This is a genomic window from Formosa algae (assembly GCF_001439665.1).
In the GTDB taxonomy this organism is placed as follows: Bacteria; Bacteroidota; Bacteroidia; order Flavobacteriales; family Flavobacteriaceae; genus Formosa; species Formosa algae.
In genome coordinates, this window is the sequence record NZ_LMAK01000009.1 from 23562 (window position 1) to 49052 (window position 25491).

The 25491-nt window shown below is 32.5% G+C and carries 26 protein-coding genes; 18 read left to right on the forward strand and 8 right to left on the reverse strand.

Translation table 11 applies throughout. The features are described from left to right. Positions 1-70 precede the first annotated feature (70 nt). From AST99_RS03205 to AST99_RS03230, 6 genes are all read left to right on the forward strand, one after another. Complete coding sequence (locus AST99_RS03205; RefSeq protein WP_057779083.1) at positions 71-961, forward strand: aldose 1-epimerase family protein; 891 nt, start codon at positions 71-73, stop codon at positions 959-961. A 41-nt stretch (positions 962-1002) separates the two neighbouring features. Beyond that, positions 1003-2355, forward strand: a complete 1353-nt coding sequence (locus tag AST99_RS03210; RefSeq protein ID WP_057779085.1) for a DEAD/DEAH box helicase — start codon at positions 1003-1005, stop codon at positions 2353-2355. Positions 2356-2376: 21 nt separating this feature from the next. Further along, positions 2377-3168, forward strand: coding sequence for a S1/P1 nuclease (locus AST99_RS03215; protein ID WP_057779087.1), 792 nt, complete (start codon positions 2377-2379; stop codon positions 3166-3168). 276 nt (positions 3169-3444) lie between these two features. Continuing rightward, on the forward strand, positions 3445-3840 hold the full coding sequence (locus AST99_RS03220) for a hypothetical protein (RefSeq protein ID WP_057779089.1): 396 nt from the start codon (positions 3445-3447) through the stop codon (positions 3838-3840). 129 nt (positions 3841-3969) lie between these two features. Next, on the forward strand, positions 3970-4737 hold the full coding sequence (locus AST99_RS03225) for a threonine/serine exporter family protein (RefSeq protein ID WP_057779091.1): 768 nt from the start codon (positions 3970-3972) through the stop codon (positions 4735-4737). Positions 4738-4744: 7 nt separating this feature from the next. Next, positions 4745-5227: a threonine/serine exporter family protein gene (locus AST99_RS03230; protein WP_083495578.1), complete on the forward strand. Its 483-nt coding sequence runs from the start codon at positions 4745-4747 to the stop codon at positions 5225-5227. Positions 5228-5294: 67 nt separating this feature from the next. On the opposite strand, the gene AST99_RS03235 is transcribed toward AST99_RS03230, so the two are convergent. Next, on the reverse strand, positions 5295-5693 hold the full coding sequence (locus AST99_RS03235) for a MotA/TolQ/ExbB proton channel family protein (RefSeq protein ID WP_057779092.1): 399 nt from the start codon (positions 5691-5693) through the stop codon (positions 5295-5297). A 171-nt stretch (positions 5694-5864) separates the two neighbouring features. On the opposite strand from AST99_RS03235, the gene AST99_RS03240 reads away from it, so the two are divergent. Further along, positions 5865-6953, forward strand: coding sequence for a sensor histidine kinase (locus tag AST99_RS03240; protein WP_232301571.1), 1089 nt, complete (start codon positions 5865-5867; stop codon positions 6951-6953). Next, positions 6940-7656 (forward strand): LytR/AlgR family response regulator transcription factor, encoded by a 717-nt coding sequence (locus AST99_RS03245; protein WP_057779097.1) that lies wholly within the window; start codon positions 6940-6942, stop codon positions 7654-7656. Before AST99_RS03240 ends, AST99_RS03245 begins: the two co-directional genes overlap by 14 nt. Positions 7657-7782: 126 nt before the next feature. On the opposite strand, the gene lpdA is transcribed toward AST99_RS03245, so the two are convergent. After that, a complete protein-coding gene (gene lpdA, locus AST99_RS03250; protein WP_057779099.1) occupies positions 7783-9183 on the reverse strand; it encodes a dihydrolipoyl dehydrogenase in 1401 nt (466 codons plus the stop codon). A gap of 360 nt (positions 9184-9543) precedes the next feature. Between lpdA and AST99_RS03255 the strand changes: the two genes are divergently transcribed. From AST99_RS03255 to AST99_RS03270, 4 genes are all read left to right on the forward strand, one after another. Beyond that, positions 9544-9912 carry a hypothetical protein gene (locus AST99_RS03255; RefSeq protein ID WP_057779101.1) on the forward strand — a complete coding sequence of 123 codons (369 nt, stop codon included), beginning with the start codon at positions 9544-9546 and terminating at the stop codon, positions 9910-9912. A 90-nt stretch (positions 9913-10002) separates the two neighbouring features. Continuing rightward, positions 10003-10398, forward strand: coding sequence for a hypothetical protein (locus tag AST99_RS03260; RefSeq protein WP_057779103.1), 396 nt, complete (start codon positions 10003-10005; stop codon positions 10396-10398). Positions 10399-10454: 56 nt separating this feature from the next. Continuing rightward, positions 10455-12704, forward strand: a complete 2250-nt coding sequence (locus AST99_RS03265; RefSeq protein WP_057779104.1) for an FUSC family protein — start codon at positions 10455-10457, stop codon at positions 12702-12704. Between the two features lie 88 nt (positions 12705-12792). Continuing rightward, positions 12793-14031 carry a DEAD/DEAH box helicase gene (locus AST99_RS03270; RefSeq protein WP_057779106.1) on the forward strand — a complete coding sequence of 413 codons (1239 nt, stop codon included), beginning with the start codon at positions 12793-12795 and terminating at the stop codon, positions 14029-14031. 223 nt (positions 14032-14254) lie between these two features. Here the strand turns inward: AST99_RS03270 and AST99_RS03275 are convergent, their stop codons facing one another. Continuing rightward, positions 14255-14920: a M15 family metallopeptidase gene (locus AST99_RS03275; protein WP_057779108.1), complete on the reverse strand. Its 666-nt coding sequence runs from the start codon at positions 14918-14920 to the stop codon at positions 14255-14257. A 44-nt stretch (positions 14921-14964) separates the two neighbouring features. Here AST99_RS03275 and AST99_RS03280 point away from each other — a divergent pair, with 44 nt between their 5' ends. The 5 genes from AST99_RS03280 (at position 14965) to AST99_RS03300 (ending at position 19423) form a co-directional block, all read left to right on the forward strand. Then, positions 14965-15324: a DoxX family protein gene (locus AST99_RS03280; RefSeq protein ID WP_057779110.1), complete on the forward strand. Its 360-nt coding sequence runs from the start codon at positions 14965-14967 to the stop codon at positions 15322-15324. 2 nt (positions 15325-15326) lie between these two features. Continuing rightward, positions 15327-15923 carry an alpha-ketoglutarate-dependent dioxygenase AlkB family protein gene (locus tag AST99_RS03285; RefSeq protein WP_057779112.1) on the forward strand — a complete coding sequence of 199 codons (597 nt, stop codon included), beginning with the start codon at positions 15327-15329 and terminating at the stop codon, positions 15921-15923. Between the two features lie 357 nt (positions 15924-16280). After that, positions 16281-17210: an alpha/beta hydrolase gene (locus AST99_RS03290; RefSeq protein WP_057779113.1), complete on the forward strand. Its 930-nt coding sequence runs from the start codon at positions 16281-16283 to the stop codon at positions 17208-17210. Between the two features lie 208 nt (positions 17211-17418). Continuing rightward, on the forward strand, positions 17419-18684 hold the full coding sequence (locus tag AST99_RS03295) for a DUF819 family protein (RefSeq protein ID WP_057779116.1): 1266 nt from the start codon (positions 17419-17421) through the stop codon (positions 18682-18684). 49 nt (positions 18685-18733) lie between these two features. Next, a complete protein-coding gene (locus tag AST99_RS03300) occupies positions 18734-19423 on the forward strand; it encodes a DUF4369 domain-containing protein (RefSeq protein ID WP_057779118.1) in 690 nt (229 codons plus the stop codon). A gap of 89 nt (positions 19424-19512) precedes the next feature. Here the strand turns inward: AST99_RS03300 and AST99_RS03305 are convergent, their stop codons facing one another. Beyond that, a complete protein-coding gene (locus AST99_RS03305; RefSeq protein WP_057779119.1) occupies positions 19513-20220 on the reverse strand; it encodes an LrgB family protein in 708 nt (235 codons plus the stop codon). 9 nt (positions 20221-20229) lie between these two features. Then, positions 20230-20592: a CidA/LrgA family protein gene (locus tag AST99_RS03310; RefSeq protein WP_057779121.1), complete on the reverse strand. Its 363-nt coding sequence runs from the start codon at positions 20590-20592 to the stop codon at positions 20230-20232. 371 nt (positions 20593-20963) lie between these two features. On the opposite strand from AST99_RS03310, the gene AST99_RS03315 reads away from it, so the two are divergent. Continuing rightward, complete coding sequence (locus tag AST99_RS03315) at positions 20964-21341, forward strand: PH domain-containing protein (protein WP_057779124.1); 378 nt, start codon at positions 20964-20966, stop codon at positions 21339-21341. 89 nt (positions 21342-21430) lie between these two features. Here the strand turns inward: AST99_RS03315 and AST99_RS03320 are convergent, their stop codons facing one another. From AST99_RS03320 to AST99_RS03330, 3 genes are all read right to left on the reverse strand, one after another. Continuing rightward, positions 21431-22558 (reverse strand): hypothetical protein, encoded by a 1128-nt coding sequence (locus tag AST99_RS03320; protein WP_057779127.1) that lies wholly within the window; start codon positions 22556-22558, stop codon positions 21431-21433. 20 nt (positions 22559-22578) lie between these two features. Then, positions 22579-23715: a YncE family protein gene (locus AST99_RS03325; protein WP_103191227.1), complete on the reverse strand. Its 1137-nt coding sequence runs from the start codon at positions 23713-23715 to the stop codon at positions 22579-22581. Between the two features lie 18 nt (positions 23716-23733). Continuing rightward, positions 23734-25491: TonB-dependent receptor plug domain-containing protein (locus AST99_RS03330; RefSeq protein ID WP_057779131.1), on the reverse strand; the 1758-nt coding region annotated here is incomplete at its 5' end.

A 25491-nucleotide genomic window follows, 5' to 3' on the forward strand; every position in this document is an offset into this window, starting at 1 on the left:
TTGTTTTTAATATCAATACCATACAAATAAAATAATTAGACATAACCATATTATCAATACTCTTTTTTCCATGTACACTTTAGAAAATGAATTATTAAAAATAGCCGTAAAACAAGCTGGAGCTGAACTTTGTGCTATAAATGCAATAAACAATACAAATCAGTTTATGTGGGATGCAAATCCAGATATATGGGAAAATTTTGCACCTAATTTATTTCCTATCATTGGAGCTTTGAAAGATGATACGATGCATTTTGAAGGTGAACATTTTAAGATGACCAAGCACGGAATTATCCGTCATAACACCAATATAAAATTAGAGAAACAAACTGCTAACACATTAGCGTTCTCCTTATTATATAGTGAAGAAACTTTAAAAAAATATCCTTTTAAATTTAAGTTTACTATTCAATATGAATTGATTGAAAATAAAATTGCAGTAACGCATACTGTAGAAAATTTAGATGATAACACCTTATATTTCTCTGTTGGTGGTCATCCAGCGTTTAAATGTCCTGTATATAAAGACGAAGCGTATACCGATTATTATTTAGAATTCGACCAAAAAGAAACCTCAGAATCTTACGCCTTAAATATGGATTTAGGATTAGTTTCAGACCATACTTTTCCTGTAATAACCAAAGACAGTACCATACCGTTACATTACGATTTATTTAATGAAGACGCATTGATTTTTAAAGATTTAAAATCTACAAAGGTTGCTTTAAAAAGTAAAAACAACGGGACAATTTTAACTGTAGACTATCCTGGTTTTCCCTATTTAGGCATTTGGGCAAAACCACATGCAAATTATGTATGTATAGAACCTTGGTTAGGCATTGCAGATCATGAAAATCATAATCAAGACTTTAAAACCAAAGAAGGAATACAAACTTTAGCAGCAAAACAAACATTTAAAGCCACTTATACCATTGAAATAGACAAAAAGCATTTAGTTTAAAAGGAATAATAGCACTAACTTTGCAGACTAAATTACAATACGTGACTTTTCAAGATTTAAATTTAAATACCCCATTATACAACGCTCTAGACGATCTAGGCTTTACAACACCAACTCCAATTCAAGCAGAAGCATTTAGTGTTGTTAGCTCTGGAAAAGATGTTGTAGGTATAGCACAAACAGGTACAGGAAAAACCTTTGCCTACATGCTTCCTATTCTTAAAAATCTTAAATTTTCTAATCAAGAAAACCCTAGAATCCTAGTTTTGGTTCCTACCAGAGAACTGGTTGTACAAGTGGTTGATGAAGTTGAAAAGCTTTCAAAATACATTAACACGCGAGTACTTGGTGTGTATGGAGGAACTAACATTAATACCCAGAAACAGCAAATCGCTCAAGGTGTAGACATTTTAGTTGCCACACCAGGACGTTTATACGATTTAGCCGTGAGCCGCGTACTGCAATTAAAATCGATTCAGAAATTAGTAATCGATGAAGTAGATGTGATGTTAGATTTAGGATTCAGACATCAGCTTATTAATATTTTTGATATACTTCCTGAACGCCGACAAAACATTATGTTTTCGGCAACCATGACGCAAGATGTAGACGAATTAATTAATGATTTCTTTGTTACTCCAGAACGTGTTTCTATAGCGATTTCTGGAACGCCTTTAGAAAATATTGCACAAGAACGCTATAATGTTCCCAATTTTCATACTAAAGTAAACTTGCTAAATGCGATTCTTCAAGATAAAGAACGCTATAATAAAGTACTTATTTTTGTAGGTTTTAAGAGAATGGCCGATAGACTTTTTGAAGCCTTAGACGAAACCTTTAACGACGAAAGTTGTGTGATTCACTCTAATAAAACACAAAACTATCGTTTACGAAGCATCGAGCAATTTAGAAATGGAGATAACCGTATTTTAATTGCTACAGATGTTATGGCTCGTGGTTTAGATATTGATAATATATCTCATGTTATTAATTTTGATACGCCAGATTATCCTGAAAACTACATGCATAGAATTGGTAGAACCGGACGTGCAGAACGCGAAGGTCATGCCATTTTATTTTCTACAAAGAAAGAGTTAGATGCTTTAGAACGCATTGAAACATTAATGAAGATGGAAATTCCGTTAACCGAAATTCCAGAAGATATTGAAATCTCTACCGAATTATTAGAAGAAGAACGCGATAAAATTAAAGAGCATTACAATCCGTTAAAACGTAGTGATGAAGATGCTCCTGGACCTGCTTTCCACGAAAAGAAAGAAAAAAATACTAAAGAAAATTTAGGAGGTTCTTACCGCAGAGAAATTGCAAAAAAATATAAAAAGCCAAAAACTCGAGGCGATAAGAATTACAATAAACGAAACAAGAAAAAATAACTCAAATTTTTAATTCCCCCTATGAAACTAAAATTCATATTACTCTTTTGTTTTAGTCTATTTTTTTTACAACCTACACAAGCTTCTACAGTACCTGCTCCAGAATGGGGCCCGACAGGACACCGTACGGTTGGTAAAATTGCAGACACCTATTTAAAAGGAAGTACCAAACGTGCCATTCAAAAATTATTAAAAAGACATTCATTAGCATTCGTATCGACTTATGGAGATGAGATAAAATCTGATGACCGTTACAGAAAATTTGGGACATGGCATTATGTAAATATGGAAGCGAATCAATCTTATGAAGATTCGGAAAAAAATCCTAAAGGAGATGCAGTAACTGGAGCAGAATATTGCGTTCAAGTGCTAAAAGACAAAAATGCAAGCGATGAGGATAAAGCATTTTATTTGAAATTATTAATTCATATTATAGGAGATATTCACCAACCTATGCATGCTGGTTTAGCAGAAGATAAAGGTGGAAACGATATTAAAGTAAAATGGATGGGTAAAAGCACCAATTTACACCGTGTTTGGGATAGTGACATGATTAATGGTTTTGACATGAGCTATACAGAATTAGCAGATAATGCAGATGCCTTGTCTAAAGCACAAATTAAAGTTATTGAAGCTGGAACAATTACAGATTGGGTAAACGAAACACATACGCTAGCTAATACTGTTTATAAAGATGTAAAAACCGGAGATGACTTGGGTTACAAATACGCTTACGAGAATCTTACCTTAGCACGTTCTCAACTGCAAAAAGGAGGAATTCGTTTAGCAAAATTATTGAATGATATCTTTTAGATCCCATAAAAACCTATAAAATTAACAGTACGTCGATGTAATTCTTACATCGACGTTTTTTTTGACAATTTACAAAAGATAACCCCCTCTTATTAAGCATTTAACAAATAAATTACTTAACTTAACGTAGGCGAACATAAAAAAGACAATTTAATTCGTAATAATGTAAAAATTTAATACTTAACACTTTACACTATATAATTATAATTTAAACTTAGTATCTTTGCCGACTATTTTTTCGAATAAAACAGGAAATATTACTTTAGATATATTAAGATGAAACGTTTACTTACATACGATTTTGGCTCCTTAAAACTATACGGAAATTATGTTTTAGCTGAGATAAATGAAGGCGCAACAATTACTGTTAAAGATAATGCGATTTTAGTTAATGTTGCCGAAAATTATTATGAAGGTAGACCTTTTGCGTATATCTCTTACAGAAAATATTCTTACGCAGTAGACCCTGCAGTTTATATAGAAGCTAGTAAAATAGAAAACTTAATCGGATTTGCTATTGTTACAAATATTCCTACTGCAATCAATAACACCAAGATTGAACGCTTATTTTCTAAAAAACTTCATAAGACTTTTGAGGTTATTTCTGAAGCTAAAATTTGGGCTAATTTTATCGTAAAGAAATATAAAAAAGCAAAAAAGCATGCCATCTAACACCATTAAGATCTTCTAAAAAATTTATATATTTAGACTAAATCTATCTTCTGTATTTTATAATTATAATTTTTCAATTACTTCCTACAAATGGTTAAATTCGCAGATATATTCGAATTCTAACTGCATATGGATGCTTCAAAAGAATTAATAAACGAAACCAACCTTCTTTTAGACATTGCTTCACTTTTAATGGTTTCAGGAGCAAACACAAATCGCGTAAACCTCAGCATTAAACGCTTCGCAGATAGTATTGGTTACAACGCTTCCTTTTTTATCAGTCAGAAAAGTTTAATTATGACGTTATACAAAGAAGATTCGGCTGTGAGTTGTACGCGGGTTAAAAATATACCTGGACTAGCACTTAATTTTACTATAATTTCAGCAATTAGTAAAGCTAGTTGGAAGGCTCTTGCCAACAATTGGGACTACAATCAGATTTCTGAAGAAATAACTCGTATTAAACAGGTAAAGCGGTATCCGCAAATACTAGTTACCATTGCGGTAAGTCTAGCAGGCGCAGGATTTTGTAATATTTTTAAAGGTGATTATTTAAATATGCTTGTCGCTTTTGTCAGTACGTTTATTGGTTTACTCGTTGTACAATGGTCGCATAGAAGAAACTATAATGTATATCTTAGAATTTTTATTGGGTCGTTAATTGCTTCGTCTCTTGCAGCTATAGGTGTTAAATTAAACATTGGAGAAAAACCAGCAACTGCCTTAGCAACCTCTGTATTATATTTGGTTCCTGGGGTGCCTCTAATCAATTCATTTACAGATTTTCTCGATAATAATATTATAAACGGATTAGTTCGGTTTACTACCGGATCTATGATGGTACTTGCAATTGCGCTAGGTTTATTTATTTCAATGTTAATCTTTAATTTAATATAAATTAATTATGACCGACATACTATTAAAACTACTAGAAGTCTCTATTTGGTCTGGAATTGCAGCACTAGGATTTGGTATATTATTTAACATCCCTAAAACAACAATTATTACCGTATTCGCATTAGGGTTTCTAGCAGGTATAATAAAGTTTACTTTAATTCATTTTGGAGTCAGTATTATTTTAGCCACTTTTTTAGGTGTGCTTCTTGTTGGGTGTTTGGGTATCCCAATAGCTCATAGAATTCATCATCCGCCAGTCGTGTTTTGCATTCCGCCATGTATTCCCATGATTCCAGGATATTTTGCTTACGAAACCATTTTAGCGATAATGAACTTTCTTATTCTAGAAGAAGACGCTTCAAAAAAAGCCGCTCTAATAATCGATATGGTTTCAAACGGCTTCACTATGGTTTTTATATTAATTTCTATTGCCATTGGAATTTCATTACCCTTAATACTATTACGGAAAAGCACAGTAAAAAAAGTGTAATATCTATAAAAAAAGATCTCAGTGCTAATATTGAGATCTTTTTTTAGTTTGGACAAGAACAACAGTTTTAAAATTTATACATCCATTTATAAATTAAAATTCCTATTCTGGAGATTACAAAAGTTAAGGTTCCAAACAAGGTCGTTAAAAAAGACACTTTTAATCCGCCAGCTAACATTCCTGAAGAAATAGAATTCATACCTTCAATCGCATCAAAGGCTGTTATTAATCCGATAATTGATCCTAAAAAACCTATAACAAGTCCTAATAAGCTAGACTCAGACACGAGGCTAATCATTTTTCTAGATTTTATCTCATTCTTATGGACAAGGTAGAAACCACTAATTAAAAAGAATACAGAAAGTATAAAACAAATTAAGATTAAAGACATAAACGTCCCGCCTTCACTAAAACGATTAGACAATTGTGTAAAAAATCCTTGTTGTTGAATCAATAAAATATGCATAGTAAATAGTATTATTGTTAGTAGACTTCAAAACTACTTTCAAATAGCGCATCATTATATTTAATGCGACAGATTACCAATTTAAGTCTTTTTTTAACCGACCTGTTAAATCGGTTGCTAAATCTGTAATTCGTCTATAAAACACCTTAGCAGTTCAAAAATATAGTATTATTGTATAGCATTGAAATTATGGTGACACCACATACTATTTTAAAACAGTTAGGCCGACTAGGTTTACATCTCCTTTTTTGGAGCGGTGTTTTACTGTTTTATACTTACTTTTTTGGATCTGGAAGTGATAATATGAGTTACGTTCTCTCCTTCTCCATCTTTTTAATGCCCATCACCATTGCAACAACTTACGTTTTTATTTACAAACTCATACCTGATTATTTAATGCTGAAAAAATATGCATTATTTGGTTTGTATAGTCTGTATACCTTTATCATTTCGTCTTACCTTATTATACTTTCCATTTTTTACGGGCTGATTTATTTATCGCATTTTGAATACAATAATATGGCGCCTGTAAGTCAGAATTTATTATTTGTTATGATTGGTGTGTATTTGGTAACCACCATAGTGAGTGCTTTTAAATTATTAAAGTTGAATTTAAAACAGGTTGAAAACACGAGTAAATTAGAGCATAAAATTCTTGAGACCCAACTGAAGTTAAAAGAACAAGAATTACAGTATTTAAAGATGCAGATTCATCCGCATTTTCTTTTTAACACCTTAAATACCATGTATGGTTTTTCATTAAAAAAAGCAGATGAAACGCCCGAAATGATTTTAAAACTTTCTAATTTATTGGATTATTTACTCTATCAAATAGACAAACCTTTTGTATTGTTGAAAGATGAAATTAATCATATCGAAGACTATATTGCTCTTGAAACATTGCGATTTAACAACACCTTAAAAATAGATTTTAATACAGAAAACAGTTCTGAACATACTAAAGTTGCTCCCATGTTGTTTCTGCCATTTATAGAAAATAGCTTTAAACATGGCGTTTTAAAACAAGGACAATTAACTATTAAAATTAATCTAGCTTTTAAAGACCATATTGTTTATTTTGATATTGAAAACTCAAGTGTACCAAACAGTAAAAGTCAAACTGGAATTGGATTAGAAAACATAAAAAAACGTTTAGACATTTTATATCCTAACGCCTATACACTGTCTATTTTAAATAATTCAGAGACTTTTAAAGTCCATTTAACTTTAAATACAAAAGAAGCCTTTGCAAACCAATAAAAACATATCGTGTCTAATTGTAGACGATGAATTAATTGCAAGAGAGGTTATTGCGACACACTTATCTAAAATTAATAATATTACAGTGGTTGCAAGCTGCGGTTCGGCCATAGAAGCATTTAACCAAATAAGTAATCACGATATAGATTTAGTGTTTTTAGATATTAACATGCCCGAAATGTCTGGTATTTCTTTTGCTAAATCCATAAACCCAAGCATAAAAATAATTTTCACAACCGCCTATCGCGATTATGCTGTTGAAGGATTTGAACTTCAAGCCGTAGACTATTTACTAAAACCCATCCCTTTTGAACGTCTTTTAAAAGCTGTAAATAATTATTTTGAAGTTTATACCGATTCGCATCATGATACCCTAACAACTTCAGAAATTTCAGACTTCATGTTTGTTCGTGCAGATCGTAAAATGATAAAAGTAGATTTTGAAGCTATTGTGTATATTGAAAGTTATAGCGACTATATAAAAATTCATTTGCAAGATTCTACCATAGTAACTAGAGAAACCATTAGTGCTATAGAAGTCAAACTTCCTCCAAAACAATTTTTAAGAATTCACCGGTCTTATATCATTTCTGTAAAAAACATCATCTCGTTTACTAATGAACACGTTACCATTTTAGATAAAGCGTTGCCTATTAGCAGAAGTTATAAAAAGGAGGTTTTAGAGAAATTAGAGCATTATTAAAGTTTTCATCGCTCCATTATAAAGCTGCTTCACTCCTCACTGAATGACTCGTTATACTAGATATTAAAATAGAAAAGGCTTCCCAATACTATGGAAAGCCTTTTTAATATATTTTAAAATACAGTCTTAAATATGTAAAGCTCGATCTCCAGTCGCTGCTAAAGCCGCTTCTTTAATCGCTTCTGTAAATGTTGGGTGTGCATGAGACATTCTAGACACGTCTTCTGCACTAGCACGGTATTCCATTGCTACAACTGCTTCTGCAATCATATCGGCAGCACGAGCACCAACCATATGTACACCTAAAATCTCATCTGTAGATTTATCTGCAAGAACTTTTACAAATCCATCTAAATCCATACTTGCTCTACTTCTACCTAAAGCACGCATAGGGAAAGATCCTACTTTATATTCTACTCCAGCTTCTTTTAATTGCTCTTCTGTTTTACCAACAGTTGCCACTTCTGGCCATGTGTAAACTACACCTGGGATTAAGTTATAATCGATATGTGGTTTTTGTCCAGCAATAGTTTCAGCTACAAATGTACCTTCTTCTTCTGCTTTATGAGCTAACATAGCACCTTTAACAACATCTCCAATAGCGTAAATGTTTGATGCACTTGTTTGTAAATGCTCGTTCACTTCAATTTGTCCGCGATCTGTAAGTTTCACTCCAGCAGCTTCTGCATTTAAACCATCTGTATATGGACGACGTCCCACAGACACTAAACAATAGTCTCCTTTAAATTCTACTTCTTCGCCTTTTTTATTATCAGCCTTTACAATAACTTCATCGCCAACACGCTCTACAGATTTTACTTTGTGAGAGGCATTAATTTTGAATTTTTGTTTCTTTAAGACTTTGTTTAATTCTTTAGATAAACCAGCATCCATCGTTGGGATAATGCGATCCATGAATTCTACCACAGAAACTTCTGCTCCTAAACGTTTGTAAACCTGACCTAATTCTAAACCAATAACACCACCACCAATTACGATTAAGTGTTTTGGAACTTCTTTAAGCTTTAACGCTTCTGTAGACGTAATGATGCGTTCTTTATCGATATCGATAAATGGTAAACTAGACGGTTTACTTCCTGTAGCGATAATGGTATTTTTTGCTTCAATCTCGGTAGTTTCTTCTCCAGAGATAGTAATGTGTGTTGCATCTTTAAAAGCACCAATCCCTTGATAAACATCAATGTTATTTTTCTTCATTAAGAAGTCAATACCACCAGTAGTTTGATCGACCACAGATTGCTTACGTGCAATCATTTTTTCTAGGTTCACTTTTACTTCACCAGGAATTTCAATCCCATGTGTTTCAAAATGCTTAATTGCATCATCGTAATGGTGAGATGAATCTAGTAAGGCTTTACTTGGAATACAACCTACATTTAAACAAGTTCCTCCAAGTGTTGAATATTTTTCTATAATTGCAGTTTTCATGCCTAGTTGTGCGCAACGAATCGCTGCTACATATCCTCCAGGTCCTGATCCGATAATGGCTACATCGTATGAATTCATAAAGTTTTTTTTGATTCTTTTTTAAAATGGTTAACAAAAATACAAATTTAGAAGGCTTTAGTAAGTTAAGATCATTAAAATTTTAAGGTTTTTTTTCTTAAATGTTTAGCAAATATTTACTTCCGCATCATATCTAAGTATAATTTAATCAAACATTGCATATCTTGTTTGTATAGGTAGTGTGTTTATACCTAAATTAAATGACTATCAAATCAATAGCATTAGGTTTAAGAAACTCCAATACTAGACCTATATTATTATAGTTGTAGAAAATGAACGAAATTTAGCTTGAAAAAATTAAAATATGTTGAATGAAAAAAATATAGTAGTTTTACCTCATTATTTCTTTATAATATATTGATGAAAAAAATTTTATTTTTAGTCTTACTAGGCTTAGCAATTATCGGTTCTGCATACATGGCATTTGTTTACTACGTACCTTATAGTACAGGAACACGCGCTGGCGAACTTATAAAAATCAGTCAAAAAGGTATGCTTTTTAAAACTTGGGAAGGCGAAATTAGTCAAGGTATTAGTGGTGCACAAATATTTTCGTTTTCTATTATGGATGATGATAAAGAAGTAATTGAAAAACTAAACGAATTACAAGGTCAATACGTTAAATTAAAATACACCGAACGCTACAAAACCTTCTTTATATGGGGAGATAGCAAGTATTTTGTTACTGAAGTTGTACCTGAAAAATCACCTCACATAGACAAACGTTAATCTAAATAACGTCTATTAAACCTACGCCATATAATTTAGGCTTTATCTTTTATTTTTCATAACTTTAAAACAATCAGATATTTAAAAGTTATGGAAACGACTATTCAAAGATTACAACTTCATACACAAAACGAAATTCTGGTATTAAACGAACCAGAACAATTCGCAGAGCTTACTAATAATCTAAATTGCTCTATTATTGGATCGCTCTTAAAAACCTCTAGCGTGTCTTGCGCTGTCTTGTTTGTAACGACAAAACAAGATTTATTTAATCAAATGATTACTCTTTTTCCAAAGCTTACAGACGATTCTATACTTTGGATTGCATACCCTAAACAAACTTCCAAATCTTATATTTTAGAATTATACAATCATGAAGCTTGGGAAGAAATTAAAGATTATAGTTTACAACCCGTTCGTAAAATAGAACTCTTAGACCGTTGGAATGCACTGAGATTTAGAAAGATTGAATACCTAAAAAACTAACATAATTATGTTGAAATAATAGTTTTGTAAGTTATCTTTACTCATGAAATACGCACATGGTAAAGGACTATTTAAAATCAATCGAATTATTCTTTAAAGGATCTAATTTTTATAGAGGTCTCCTTTTAACGTTTTCTATCCTTATCCCATTATTATTATTTTACACTATTGGCATTTTTGCTTATGCACCTTCTGTAGCTATTGGTGTGTTTTTAAATGCACCAAGTGATATTCCTGGAAGTTTAAGACGTAAAATAAACGGTATTTTATTAAGCGTAATTATCACTACAATCACTACAGGGATTGTACTTTTCGCTAAGCCATTTTTACCCGTATTAATTATACTGCTTACCATATTAACCTTATGTATTTCGTTAATATCTGCCTATGGTTTTAGAGGCTCTTTAATTGCGTTTTCTGGATTATTAGCTATAGTTATTGCATTGGGGGTAAAGAAAGAAACACCTTCAGAAATTTTGATTCATACTGCTTTAACAGCTTGTGGAGGATTGTGGTATTTACTATTTTCATTGTTTTCACATTGGATAAATCCTAAAAAAGATGAAGATCAAGTTATTTCCCAAACCTTACTTTTAACAGGGCAATACCTTAAAATTAGAGCAAAACTAATCACTAAAAAATCGAAACGAACAGAGCTCCAAAACAAATTATTTTCACTTCAAACTCAAATTAGTGAAAAGCATGAAACACTAAGAGAAATGTTGCTTACAGAACGTAAGCGTTCGGGACGATCTCATTTTGATGAAAAGCGATTACTTATTTTTATCTCTTTAGTCGATATTTTTGAATTGGCATTAGCAAACAATCTAGATTACACCAAAATAAACGCCCATTTTAGCGAGCGCAAACAGCATTTAAAACCTTTTAAGAATTTAAATTTTGTAATGGGAAATCATCTCATCATGCTTTCCGAATCGGTTATAAAAGGTGGAAAAATTCCAACTAAAAACAAATTACTTAAAGCATTAAACAAGGCTTCTAAAGGCATTAAACATTATGTAGATGATGTACAGTTGCCAAAAGCCCGTGAAGGTGCTATGATGCTTCATAACTTATACGATTATCAGAAAAAATTGTTATACGAAATACGTTCTATAAGACGTGTTATGGCCAATGTAAACAACGCATCTAATTTAAAATTGAAATCGGCAGAAGCGGCACAATTTATCACGCATCAAGAGTATTCGATTAATATTTTCTTTGAAAATATCAGTTTAAAATCGCCTATTTTTAGACATACGCTGCGTTTAACAATTTCAATTTTAGTAGCTTTTTTATTGGGTCAGTTTTTTGAAATTAGAAATGCCTATTGGATTATTTTAACCGTAATCGTTATTATGCGTCCTAATTATGGTTTAACTAAAGAACGTACAAAAAACAGAATTTTAGGGACACTTATTGGTGCCATATTTGCTATTGCCATTATTATGCTAACGTCAAATCCGGCTGTTTACGCCGTTTTAGCAGCGGTATCTTTAATGTTTGGTTTTTCCCTAATCCAGCAAAACTACAGAGTGGGCGCTACGTTTATTACCACCTACATTATATTTGTGTATGCCTTACTAGACCCCAACGCCATGAGCGTTATTAAATTTAGAGTATTGGATACGCTAATTGGAGCGTTAATTTCGTTGTGTGCTACCTATTTTTTATGGCCTAATTGGGAGTATAAAAAATTAAACGATGTTATTGAATCGGTCATAAAAAACAACACCATTTATTTGTTAGCAACAAAAAACCTGTATCACAGCAAAAACACAGATAACATTAATTATAAAGTTCCAAGAAAAGAAGCCTTTTTAGCAGTAGCCAATTTAAATGCAGCCTTTCAGCGCATGACTCAAGATCCGAAATCTAAACAAATAGAGTTAGATTTAATTTACAATATCGTCACTTTAAATCATACGTTTTTAGCAGCCGTAGCTTCATTAGGGAGTTTTATTCAGCATCATGATACACGAGATGCATCAAAACAATTTGATGTCTTCATCAATCACATTAAAACAAATTTAGATTATACTTTTGCTATTCTAACTAAACAAAACCCACCACTCTTAGATAAGAATTCTACCATTTCTGATGCCGAAGATCAATTGTTATACAACTTTCAAAAGCTATCAAAAAAACGAAATAAAGAAATTGAAAAAGGCATAACCACTATAGATAAATCTTTACTTAACGATTTACAAGAAGCGCATTTAATTTATAACCAACTCCTTTGGTTAAAAGGGCTCTCTGAAAATTTAAAAAAATCGACCGAAAAATATGTGACCATTTTTAATTAAATGCGTACACTTTTCACGGAATTAGTACAAAGTCTCCATTTCTCATGGCTTTTACACTATCTTTGTCCCAATCTTATTTATTAAATCTATGTCGTTTAAAGACTTACAACTTAACAGACCGCTATTACGAGCAATTGCAGAATCTGGTTATAATGAACCTACTTTAGTTCAAGAAAAAACGATTCCTTTTGTTTTAGAAGGCAGAGATGTAATTACATCTGCACAAACAGGAACTGGAAAAACAGCTGCGTTTGCGTTACCGATTCTTCAATTATTTTTTGATAATCAAGATGCGCCTAAACGTGGAAAAAAAATTAAAGCGTTAATTATAAGTCCGACAAGAGAATTAGCCATTCAGATTGAAGATAATTTTAAAAAGTATAGTAAATACACGAACTTAAGAAGTACAGTTATATTTGGTGGCGCGTCTATAGAACCTCAAATTGAAGTCTTAAAAAAAGGGGTAGACATTTTAATAGCAACTCCTGGACGCTTATTAGATTTACATAAACAAGATATTGTTAACTTAGATTTTGTTGAAACTTTAGTATTGGATGAAGCCGACTTGATGTTGGATATGGGATTTATAGACGATGTTAAAAAAATTGAACGTCTTTGTCCAGACGAAAAACAAGTCTTATTATTCTCGGCAACCATGCCTTTTAAAGTAGAACAGTTAGCAAACACCATTTTAAAAAACCCTGAACGTATTGAGGTTTCACCGACTTCTTCTGCAGCAAAAAGCGTATCGCAATTATTATTTTACGTACCAAAACCTAAAAAGATAGAATTGTGTTTACACCTTTTAAGAAATACTATTAAAGGTAATATGCTAATTTTTAGACGTACCAAATATGGCGTAGAAAAGTTAGAACAGACGTTATTAAAAAACGGTTATAAAGTAGAAAGCTTTCATGGCGATAAAACTCAAAGCGACAGACAAGCAGCTTTAAACCAATTTAAAAATGGTGAAGCTAACATTTTAATCGCTACAGATGTTGCTGCTCGCGGAATTGATATCGATGATTTAGATGCTGTTATTAATTTCGATATCCCAAATATTCCGGAAACTTATGTGCACCGTATAGGAAGAACAGGTCGTGCAGGAAAATCAGGTATGTCGTATTCGTTTTGCTCTGCAGACGAGAAAACGTATATAAAATCTATTCAGCAATTAATTCAAAAAGAAATTGCTATTGAAGAAGAACACCCGTACCTTCTTGATCCTAAAGCAAAACCAGAAGTTCATAAAAAACAAGGTGGCAGTAAACACAAAAAAGGCAGAAAATCTGAAGCTTCTAAAAAGAAAAAGAAACGCTGGTATTAAACCCCATTAGAATAAAACGACATCTGTTATTCTTAATGAGCATGTGCTCTTTTACAATGATAACAGAAGTCGATTTGCGGTCATTCTAATTTAACGCATTCTAAAGCGAGATTAGAATATAAATCGTATAGAAATGCAACCTCAGACGTTATTTCTGAAACACTATAATTTTCTAAAACATCTATTTATTGGATACAAGATTACACCTTCACCAAGTCATAATTTATTCAACAGGAAAGTTGAAATATTGATTTTTAAAAGGTTCATTTCTTAGCGTAAAATGCCACCACTCTTTGCTATAGCTTCTAAATCCGTGTTTTTGCATCACACGTTGCAATAACATTCTATTCTCTTTTTGTTTATTGGTTAATTTAGAATAAGCCACCCATGACGGTTCTCCAAAATAATCGAATGGCGATCCCATATCTAAATTCTCACCTGTTTCTGTGTTTACAATCGTTAAATCGACTGTACTACCACTGCTGTGTCTAGATTTTGAAGCAATATAACCATCTCTAAACAGATAACGTTTATCCACATTCGGATAAAAATCTGTTTTCATCAAAGTATCATTTATGTCTTTGGCCCAGGTTATAAAATGATTTACGGCTTCTTGCGGTCTGTAGGCATCGTAAATTTTAAGAGATAAGTTTTTTGTTTCAAGCTCTTCTTGTACCGCTTTTAAAGCCTCTGCCGTTTCAGAAGTCGCAATGCCCACGGCATTATGATAACCATAAATAGATTCGCCAACAAAATTATAATCTGTACAATATCTTAATTCTAACTGTATACTTGGTATAACATCTTGTATATATACAAAGCCTTTTGGTAATTGAGCAAAGATAGAACTACTAATTAGCAAACATAAAAAGGCAACTTTAAATTTCATGACATCGGGATTTAGCGCTAAATTAGATAAAATTATTTTCCCTTATGTTGTATCCTTGGCATTTATATCTCATGGCTATTTTATATGTAGTGGCAGGAATTTTACATTTTGTAAAGCCAAAAACATACTTAAGAATCATGCCCGATTACTTACCTAACCACAAACTACTTGTACTATTAAGTGGTTTATTTGAAATGGCATTAGGTATTTGCATCTGTATTCCTAAATTAAAAACGGTTGCTATTTATGGTATAATAGCCATGCTATTGGTGTTTTTACTCGTTCATTTTTATATGCTGAAAAATGAAAAAACAGCAGCAGGAATTCCTAAATGGATTCTCATTTTACGGATTCCTATGCAATTTGTTTTAATGTACTGGGCTTATAGTTATTTAAATGTATAAGTATGTTATTTAAAAATGAAGTCATTCCTTTACAGATGCCAGATGCAGAGGTTATATACTATCCTTCATTCTTCTCGCAATTGGAAACAGATCAATTATACCAAGATCTGTTACAAACTATAGCTTGGCAGCAGGACGACATTACCCTATTTGGAAAAACAGTTCCTCAACCTCGACTAACGGCATTATATGCCAATAATAACAAGCCTTATTCGTACTCTGGAATAGACATGTATCCAAAACATTTTAATCCAACGTTATTAAAAATTAAAAATAAGGTTGAAGATGAAACAGAACATACTTTTACAAGTTGCTTGTGTAATTTATATAGAAACGGACAAGACAGCAATGGTTGGCATTCAGATAACGAAAAGGAACTTGGAGAACGCCCTATAATTGCATCTGTGTCTTTTGGTGCAGAACGCATTTTTCATTTTAAACATAGACGAGATTCAAGTTTAAAACAAAAATTAATTTTAAATCATGGTAGTCTACTTATAATGAAAGGAGATACACAGAAACATTGGTTACATCAGCTTCCAAAAACTAAAAAAGACATCGGTAATCGAATAAATTTAACATTTAGAATAATCTATTAAATAAGAAAACCAAGGTCCCTCAACCTCGGTTTTCTATTATTTGCAATCTATATAATGTAGTTAGATTTGGGAATCCAGTATTAACAACATAATGCAAATATTAATTAATTAATCCTTACTAAATATTTCTAGTACACTCAAATTTAAAATTTAATTTTAAAAACACAGACAAACAACTCATTTAATCGATGAAATACATATTTTTTTAACACATAACGACATTATTTCCCTGAGAAGATCAGTTTATACACCTAATAATTTACAGATATAATTTATAGAATACTATCTAGCGAACAGTTATTAGTTTAAATTTGGTTCTAATAGCGACATCTAATCATCACAAATTATAAAACGAATATGAGACCTATTATTATATTACTTTTATTTCTGCTTACAGGCATTACACAAGCACAAGAACAAAAATTTAATTCTGAAGATTTAGCTATTACACAACTTATCGATGGCACACTTTTAACGCCATTAAATATTGAAAAGCTCGATCTTGCAATTATTATTGGAGGATCTGGACCAACAGACAGAAACGGTAATCAGAATTTCTTAAAGAACAATTCACTAAAAAAACTAGCAGAACAGCTAACTTTACAAAATATTGCAACCTTTAGATACGATAAGCGTATTGTGAAGCAATTAAAAATGAAACAAGTAGATAAATCGATTAAATTCGACGACTTTATTTCTGATGCTGAAGATGTGTTGGATTATTTTAAAGCCAAAAACACTTTCAATAAAATTTATGTGATTGGCCACAGTCAAGGCAGTTTAATAGGAATGATTATTTCTAAAGATAAAGCAGATGGTTTCATTTCAATCGCTGGTCCTGCAGAAACAATAGACACCGTAATTATAGAGCAACTTACTACAAATGCTCCAATCTATTTAGAAGATTCTAAATCGGTATTCGCAATTTTAAAAACAGGAAAAACAACAACAGATTATCCTGCTGCTTTAGAGTCGATCTTCAATTTAGATGTACAACCCTTTATCGCAAATTGGATGACTTACAATCCGCAAGACGAACTTAAAAAGCTAGACATTCCTATTTTAATTATAAACGGTACGAAAGATTTACAAGTTTCGGTAAAAGCTGCAGAAACTTTAAAAACGATAGCGCCTAAAGCCAAGTTACAATTAATAGAAAACATGAATCATATCTTTGTACCTATTACCGGAGATCGCTTAGAAAACACCAAGTCTTACAACGAATCTGCTCGTGAGATTGCTCCAGAACTAACAACAAGTATTGTAGATTTTATACAGACAAATTAAGTCAAAAAAAAAGCATCCTCTAGGGATGCTTTTTCACTAACTAACCAACCAATATGAAAAATTATTACTAAAATATTAAAGTAACCACACTCTAATATTTATCATTATAATAATTGAGTTATAAAAAGCAATCATCGTGCCAAACTTTAAGTTCGCACCCTTTTTTTTAATGCTCAAAATTGCTAATTTGCGACTTTAACAATTTTTTATGGAAAACACACCCCTGATTACTAATGATGCCATTGTATTTGGTATTTTAATGCTTGCATTAGGCTTTGTATTTTATACAGAAGCTTTAAAAAACAAGTTTTGGAAAACATTTTATAAATACATTCCTGGACTGTTAATGTGTTATTTAATTCCTGCCATTTTTAATTCTTTAGGAATTATCTCTGCAGACACTTCTCAAACCTATTTTGTGGCGAGTCGCTATTTTTTACCAGCCGCTTTAGTATTAATGACTATTAGTATAGACTTAAAAGCCATTTTTAATTTGGGTTGGAAAGCATTAATTATGTTCTTTACAGGAACTATAGGAATAGTAATTGGCGGACCATTAGCCATATTAATTATCGCGACGTTTTCTCCAGAAACAGTTGGCGGTGCTGGGTTCGATGCTGTGTGGCGTGGACTGTCTACTCTTGCAGGAAGTTGGATTGGTGGTGGACCAAATCAGGCGGCCATGTTAGAAATTTATCAATTCAATCAAGAATTATATGGTGGTATGGTTTTAATAGACATTGTAGTCGCCAATATATGGATGGCTTTAATTTTACTAGGTATAGGTAGACGCCAAAGCATAGATAATTGGTTAAAGGCAGATAATACTGCGATAGAAGAATTACAGAAAAAAGTACAAAGCTTTAGCGAAAAGATCACTAGAATTCCAACACTTACGGATTATATGATGATTCTAACATTTGCTTTTGTAGCTGTGGGATGCGCACATCTGGGTTCAGAATATATCTCATCGTTTTTAACGTCTCATTTTGATGCTGTGAGTGATCCTAAAAGTCCGCTATCTTCTTTCGGGAGTGGTTTCTTTTGGTTAATTACTTTAGCAACTATTATAGGTATCTTATTATCTTTTACTAAAGCCAAAACATATGAAGGTGCTGGAGCAAGTAAAATTGGTAGCATTTTTATTTACATATTAGTAGCCACTATTGGTATGAAAATGGACTTAACAAAACTATTCGAAAATCCAGGGTTAATATTAATTGGGTTAGTTTGGATGACTATTCATGCCTTACTACTTATTCTAGTCGCTAAACTTATTAAAGCTCCTTATTTTTTCTTAGCTGTAGGAAGTCAGGCCAATGTAGGAGGTGCAGCCTCTGCTCCTGTTGTCGCCGCAGCATTTCATCCGTCTTTAGCCACTGTAGGAGCTCTTTTAGCAGTGTTTGGCTATGTGGTAGGAACCTATGGCGCTATTCTTTGTACAGAGCTTATGAAAATCGTAGCTGTAGACTAGTATTTAACAAATAATTATAAGATATTTGCCCTCCAAAATTTAATTATAAATGAAAAACTTATCTATTTTATTCCTTTTATTAATCGTAGTGTCTTGCGGAACAGATCAAGGAAACTTAACAGTAAATGCACATGTTAAAGGCTTAAAAAAAGGAATGGTGTACCTTCAGAAAATAGACGATTCACTTTTAGTGTCTTTAGATTCTATAAAAGTGAATGGAAATGAAAATTTTGAATTACATGCACAAGTAGATTCACCAGAAATTTTTTACTTGGTATTAAATAAACATGACAAATCTTACGAACGTATTCCATTCTTTGCTGAAGCAGGATTGATTGATATTAAAACCACTCTGAAGCATTTCGTAGTCGATGCAGACATTACAGGGTCTAAAAATCAGACCCTTTTAGATGAATATAATGTGTTAAATACAAGAATTAAAAATGCACGTTTAGATTTAATCAAAGAAAATTTTGAAGCTGCAAAAGCTAAAGATTCAATTAAAATAGATAGTATAAACAAAGTAGATGAAAGCTTAATTAAACGTAAATATTTATTCACTGTAAATTATGCTATAAACCATAAAGACTCTGAAGTTGCTCCATATTTAGCATTATCTGAAATTTATGATGCAAACATTAAATGGTTAGATACTATAAACGTTTCACTAACTCCAGAAGTTAAAGCCTCTAAATACGGAAAACAATTACAATCTTATATTGAAGATATAAAGAAATAAACCTATTCTTTTTCTATTATAAAAAAAGCTTCACCAATTGGTGAAGCTTTTTTTGTGAAAGTATATTTTAAATTCAAATCTGGTCTATTCTAAAAATCGATCCAAATACCTAAAAAGGAAATTATATAAGGTGCTAAGAAGGCGGTAAAAATACCGTTCACAATTAATCCAATACTAGATAACGCTCCAAAATTCCCACTAATTTCCATAGATTTTGATGCTCCCAAGACGTGAGCTGCCGTTCCCATAGAAATACCTTGTGCTATAGTACTTTTTATGCGTGATATTTTCATGATTTCATAGCCAAAGATAGACCCTATAATACCAAATAAAACAACAACAGATGCTGTTAATGGTGGAATACCACCTAAAGTTTTAGAGACTTCCATAGCTATTGGTGTGGTTACAGATTTAGGGGCTATAGAAAAAATAATTTCTTTTGGTGCTCCCATTAATTTTGCGATTAGTACAACAGACACCACACCTGCAATACAACCTACCAATTGCGATACAATAATAGGAATAGCTTGTTTTTTAATTTTTCCTAATTGCTGATATAATGGTACGCCCAATGCAATAATCGCTGGTTTAAGTAAAAATTCTATCATTTTACTTCCTTGTTTATAAGATTCAAAATCTATTTTAAACACGGTTAGAAAACCAATAATTAAAACAATTGCAACCAATACGGGATTAAGAAAAAGCATCTTAGTTTTTCGTTGTAAACTTTGCGCGACAAAATAAGCGGCAAACGTTAAGCTGAGAATAAAAATTTCTGAGTGTAATATAGCATTCATAATCTAAAATTAAGATGGCTTATTTTTTTTAAAGGTTTTCTTATGCTTTATAAACAATTGATGAGTCCAACCTGTACATGCAAAAACAATAACTGTCCCTAAAGTAGAGGCTACAATTATTGGCCAAAACGAAGCTTTAATAAGATCTAAATATAGCATAATAGCCACACCGGGAGGTACAAAGAAGAAAGCCATATTTTTAGTTAAAAAGTTACTAATCCCTTTAACCCACTCTAATTTTATCCAGCCCATTTCTAAAGACAAGGTTAAAAGTAACATGCCAATTATACTAGAAGGCATTTTAATTCCGGTGAGATATACCACGAATTCGCCAAAAAGCAAACACCCCATTATTATTACAACTTGTTTCATATATTATTTAAATTATATTAAGCAGTAAGCATAATCAATAGATAAGCGTGCTAACCATTCTTAATTAAACTTTTATCATCACCTAAAATTATCATTTATGAGTGATGATTTTACACCTCAAAAATACCGATTAATTGACTAAAAATAGAGAGAAACCCAATTGATTTACCTTGATTTTACAATGCATTTACAAATGATTCTAAATTTTAATTATCTTCAATTTAAAGGACTTTCAATTTTATTTTTCTCTAAATTTTAAAACAATTTGTACTGTAATCGTATTTAATTTTCATAGTTTCTGTTAGATAAAAAAATATCTTTGTAAGAACAATACATTATCAAGTATAGATAATTAAACAGAAACGAGTGCTATGGGAATATTCAATAAAATATTAGGAAATGCTTCTGAGGTATCTCCTGAACAATTAAACCAAAAATACAGCAGATTACTTATTGATGGTGAACATGTAGAATTAGGATTTAAGCTCTTACGAGACACTTTTATGTTTACAAATAAGCGATTAATTTTAATAGATGTCCAAGGATTAACTGGAAGTAAACAAGAGTACAGATCTATGCCTTACAAGAGCATTTCCAGATTTTCCTTAGAAACAGCAGGAACATTTGATTTAGATGCCGAATTAAAAATTTGGATATCTAGCGAGAACTTACCTTCTGTGAGTAAAAAGTTTAACAAAAGTATAAATGTATACGAAGTTCAAAAATATTTAGCGCAGAAAGTGATGTAAACATCTAAATAATTCAATTTATTAAGAAATAACAAAGGCATCAAAAACTTAAGTTTTTTGATGCCTTTATTGTACTGTTCAGACTTTAATTATTCTAATAAACTAATATCTGCTGCACCTTTAATTTCAGTTGATAATTCGCCTAACCAACCTAAATCTGCTTGCACTCCAGTTTGAATTTTAATAAAATCGATTCCGCTTAAATCAACGGCTTCACCTGCTTCATTAATAGCATCTGCAATATCTATAGCATCTCCGCCACTAGTATTGTCGGCATACCCATAATCAAATGCTAAACTTTTTACAAAAGAAGGATTACTTAAATCTACGTTCTCGTCAGATAAAAGTGTTCCTGAAACGCTATAAGAATCTTCTGTTATCCATGCTGGAAAATAAGCTTGACTATGGAATGCATTCTTTTTTACTATGCCAGTAGCACCTTCACTATCTTCCCAAGACACATCATCGTCATCTGTTGCGGGTTTAAAATATGTTATACTATAATTACGACTTGTGCCTTCTAAATCGTGACCACTTCCTTTAATTTCATACCAAGTGTCGTCGGCAATTCCATTCGCATTTTCATCTTGCATCACCCAAATAATTCCTGGTTCAGCGGCACTAGAAAATGCATTTCCATACACTATAAAATCTGTATCATCTGCAGCATTTAAAACTGTATGATCAAAACTTAAAGTTATAGAACCACCCCAAGCGCCTAAACTCACCAAACCACTACTACCTCCTACTACAGTTGCTGCACCAATATCATTTCCTAAATTTGTATTAATAAATTGACCAGGACCTGGCACATAATCTATTAACTCTGAAATGTATGCCGTACTAGTAGTAGTGGTTGGACGAATGTAAGCATCAACAGTAATATCGTAATTGAAGGTAAAATCGCCACTTGCATTATAAGCGTGATATGTTAATTGATATGCTCCAGAAGTTTCTGGAACAAAACTGTAAATCGTTTCTGAAGACACTAAGCTGTCTCCAAGGCTCCATTCTGTAATATAATCGTCGTCGTTTAAATTATAAGATTCAAAAGACTTGGTGTCTCCCATAGTCATTTCTATCGCTTGATTAGTTACAGAAAGTTCTATTTCTGGAGCTTGTAATGCATCATCGTCATTAGAACACGATAGAGATAGCACGCTACAGCCAATTAATAAAGCTACTTTGTTTGTTGTTAAGTAATGTAATGTTTTCATTGTCTTCTTCTATTTTTAATTTATTCTGGTTGATATACAAATTGAATTTTGGCAGGAATATCGCCTGTTACCACCTTCCACTTAAACTCTCCGTCTGAATCGAAACAATACAAATCGCCTGGCGACACGTAATCTTTAGCATCGGTGATATAAATATCTTCGGTATCTGGATTTATGGCAATACCATAAGGAATTTGAATAAGATCTTCGTTCCCTTCGGCTATAAAAGAGTCGTCTAAAATAGTTTCTGTTGTGGTATCTAGCTTATTGTAAGAGATTACATTTTCTCCTGTAAAATAATTAAAAGCGGTACTGTAGATATAGGCGATATCATTATGAATAGTCATATTACTAACAGCCAAATCGAATTCTTTTTTAACTGTTTCTGTAGCTGTATCTATAACGTATAGTTTTGAAGGTGTTTCAAAATAATCTCCTCGAGAAGACACATATAAATCGCCTTCACTATCAATCTTTAATCGGTGTAGATTTATGGCAACCTCTATACGATTGGTTTCTGTAAAACTTTCGATATCGATAACCGAGATGGTAGATTCGTAATCTGGCGGACTATAACCACCTGAATTGGCCACATATATTTTATTATTATAAGCCACTAATTCTTCGGGTTGGCGTCCCACATCTACTCTACGAGTTATGCTTAAGCTTGTGGTATCTATTTCGTGTACCTGACCTTCGGTTGCACTATAATCTCCAATTTCTCCCAAGTAAGTACTTAAATACGCTTTGCCATTATAAAACGTAATATAGCGGCAATTATTAACGTCTATTTGCTTTAGTTTAACGCCGGTTTCGGCATCTAAAACCTCAACTTTATTAGATGCATTTACAACCACATACATTTTGGATCCATATATACCAATATCATTTCCGACATCGCCTAAACCACCAACTTCTAAAGGATTTGCTGATGTAAAACGATCGTGAGTATATTCTCCAGTTTCAAAATCCATATAATCTAGGGATGCTTTGTTCATAGACATATTCCCTTCATTTAAAAGATAAAATCCTTTTAAAACATTCTCTGTATCGGGTTCTGCAGGTTGTTGTGTATCCTCATCTACTGTAATTGGATCGTCAGACCTGCAGGAAAAAAAGAATAAAAGTGACGCTAGAATAAGTACTTGTTTTTTCATAAGTATGCATTAAAAAATTTAAAGTTTATAATTGAGTGTAAATCGATATGAGCGACCTGGCATGGGAAAATTCTTGATCACAGCGTATTGCTGATCTAAAACATTATTAACTTCTAGACCAAATTGGAGTGATTTTTTAAATAAACGCAGGTTATAGTTTGCAGATAAATCGTGTGTATACCAAGGCTCTAAATAATTAGAATTTATATTGGCTTTCTGGCTATAGCGTCCACCTGTATAAATAAAACTATAGTTGAATTTAAAATCTTTAAACATGGCCATAACCGTGGCACTTCCGCTATGTAATGGAATGTATGGAATTTGGTCGCCGTACGTATTACTGTCTGGCGTAACATCTATAGCTTCTTGGTAAGTGTAGTTTACCTTTGAAGTTAGGTTGAATTGATTGGATAATTTGAAAGACGATTTTAAACCAACTTCTAGCCCAGTGGTTTCAACAGTATCTAAATTTAGCATGGTCCACCTAAACAAATTTGTTCCTGGTACGGCGACTATTTTATCTGTAATCCAGATTTTATACACATCTGCTTGAACTTCAAAAAAAGACTGTTGTTTAGCATGTTGGTATGAAAACCCAAAATTTATTTGCTCTGAATATTCTGGTTTTAAATACGTATTTCCTACAAAAGTGTAATACAAATCATTAAAAGTGGGCATTCTAAAACTGTTTTTATAAAAAGCACGCAGTCTTAGATCGGGAGTTTTTAAAGGTTGTACATTTACCATTACAGAAGGTGTAAATTCCTGGAGATCGTCTGCTGTATCGTAAGCCTCTACCGTTTCATTTACAGTAGTACTTAACACACTTAACTGCACGTTTAAACCTTTAAAATAAAGATTACTCGCCAAGGCATTTAGCATAGAAAAACGCTTAGGGTAAGCAAAACGATACAAATTAGCATCTAATGTATTTTCCTCAAAATCTGATGCTAATGAGATCTCCCAAAATGGTTTTATTTTTAAGGTATTTACAACAGAAGCATAATACGTCTTCTGAAAATATTTATTATCCAATATCCCATCTAAAGACACAATTTCGGGATCGACATAACGTGAGTGATCGCTAGCATATTTTCCTCGAATAACAAAGAAATAGGAGTCGTTCACTTTGTGTTTAAACTCGCCTTGTATAAAATTATTCTGATCCCAAAGCCGTTGTGGTCTACTAAACACATTAGCCACTATAGCTCCGGGCAGTCCGCGTTCTGAATCGAAATGGTAATATTTTATATGCCAACTGCTTTTACCTGATGGGTTGCCATATAAAGCGGCCTCTACGCGATACGATTTAATGTCTGCATTTTCGCGAACCGCAGTTGTATCGTAACTTCCGTTGGTGTATTGAAATTCATATTCACCATCTGCAGATACCATCTCTGCACTTACTCGGGCTGCAATATTATCGTTAAGTTTATAGTCTACAGCGAGTGACGGATTAAATAAGCCGAAAGATCCTGTTTTAACAGTAGCTTCTGCTTCATAATTTTTAAGATTGGAAAACTTTGGTGTTTTAGACTTTAAATACATTGTATTGGCCGAAGCATAACCGTTAGCAGACTGGTCTAAATCTGTACGTTGCCCTTGGTACAGACTTATTTCCTCCATATTATTTAAGGAATATTTCCCTAAATCTACTTGGCCGTTTTGCGCATTTCCTAAGCGCACACCGTCATAAAACACAGCAGTATGTTGCGAGCCCATACTCCTAATGTTAACCGTTTTTAAACCGCCAACACCGCCATAATCTTTAAGCTG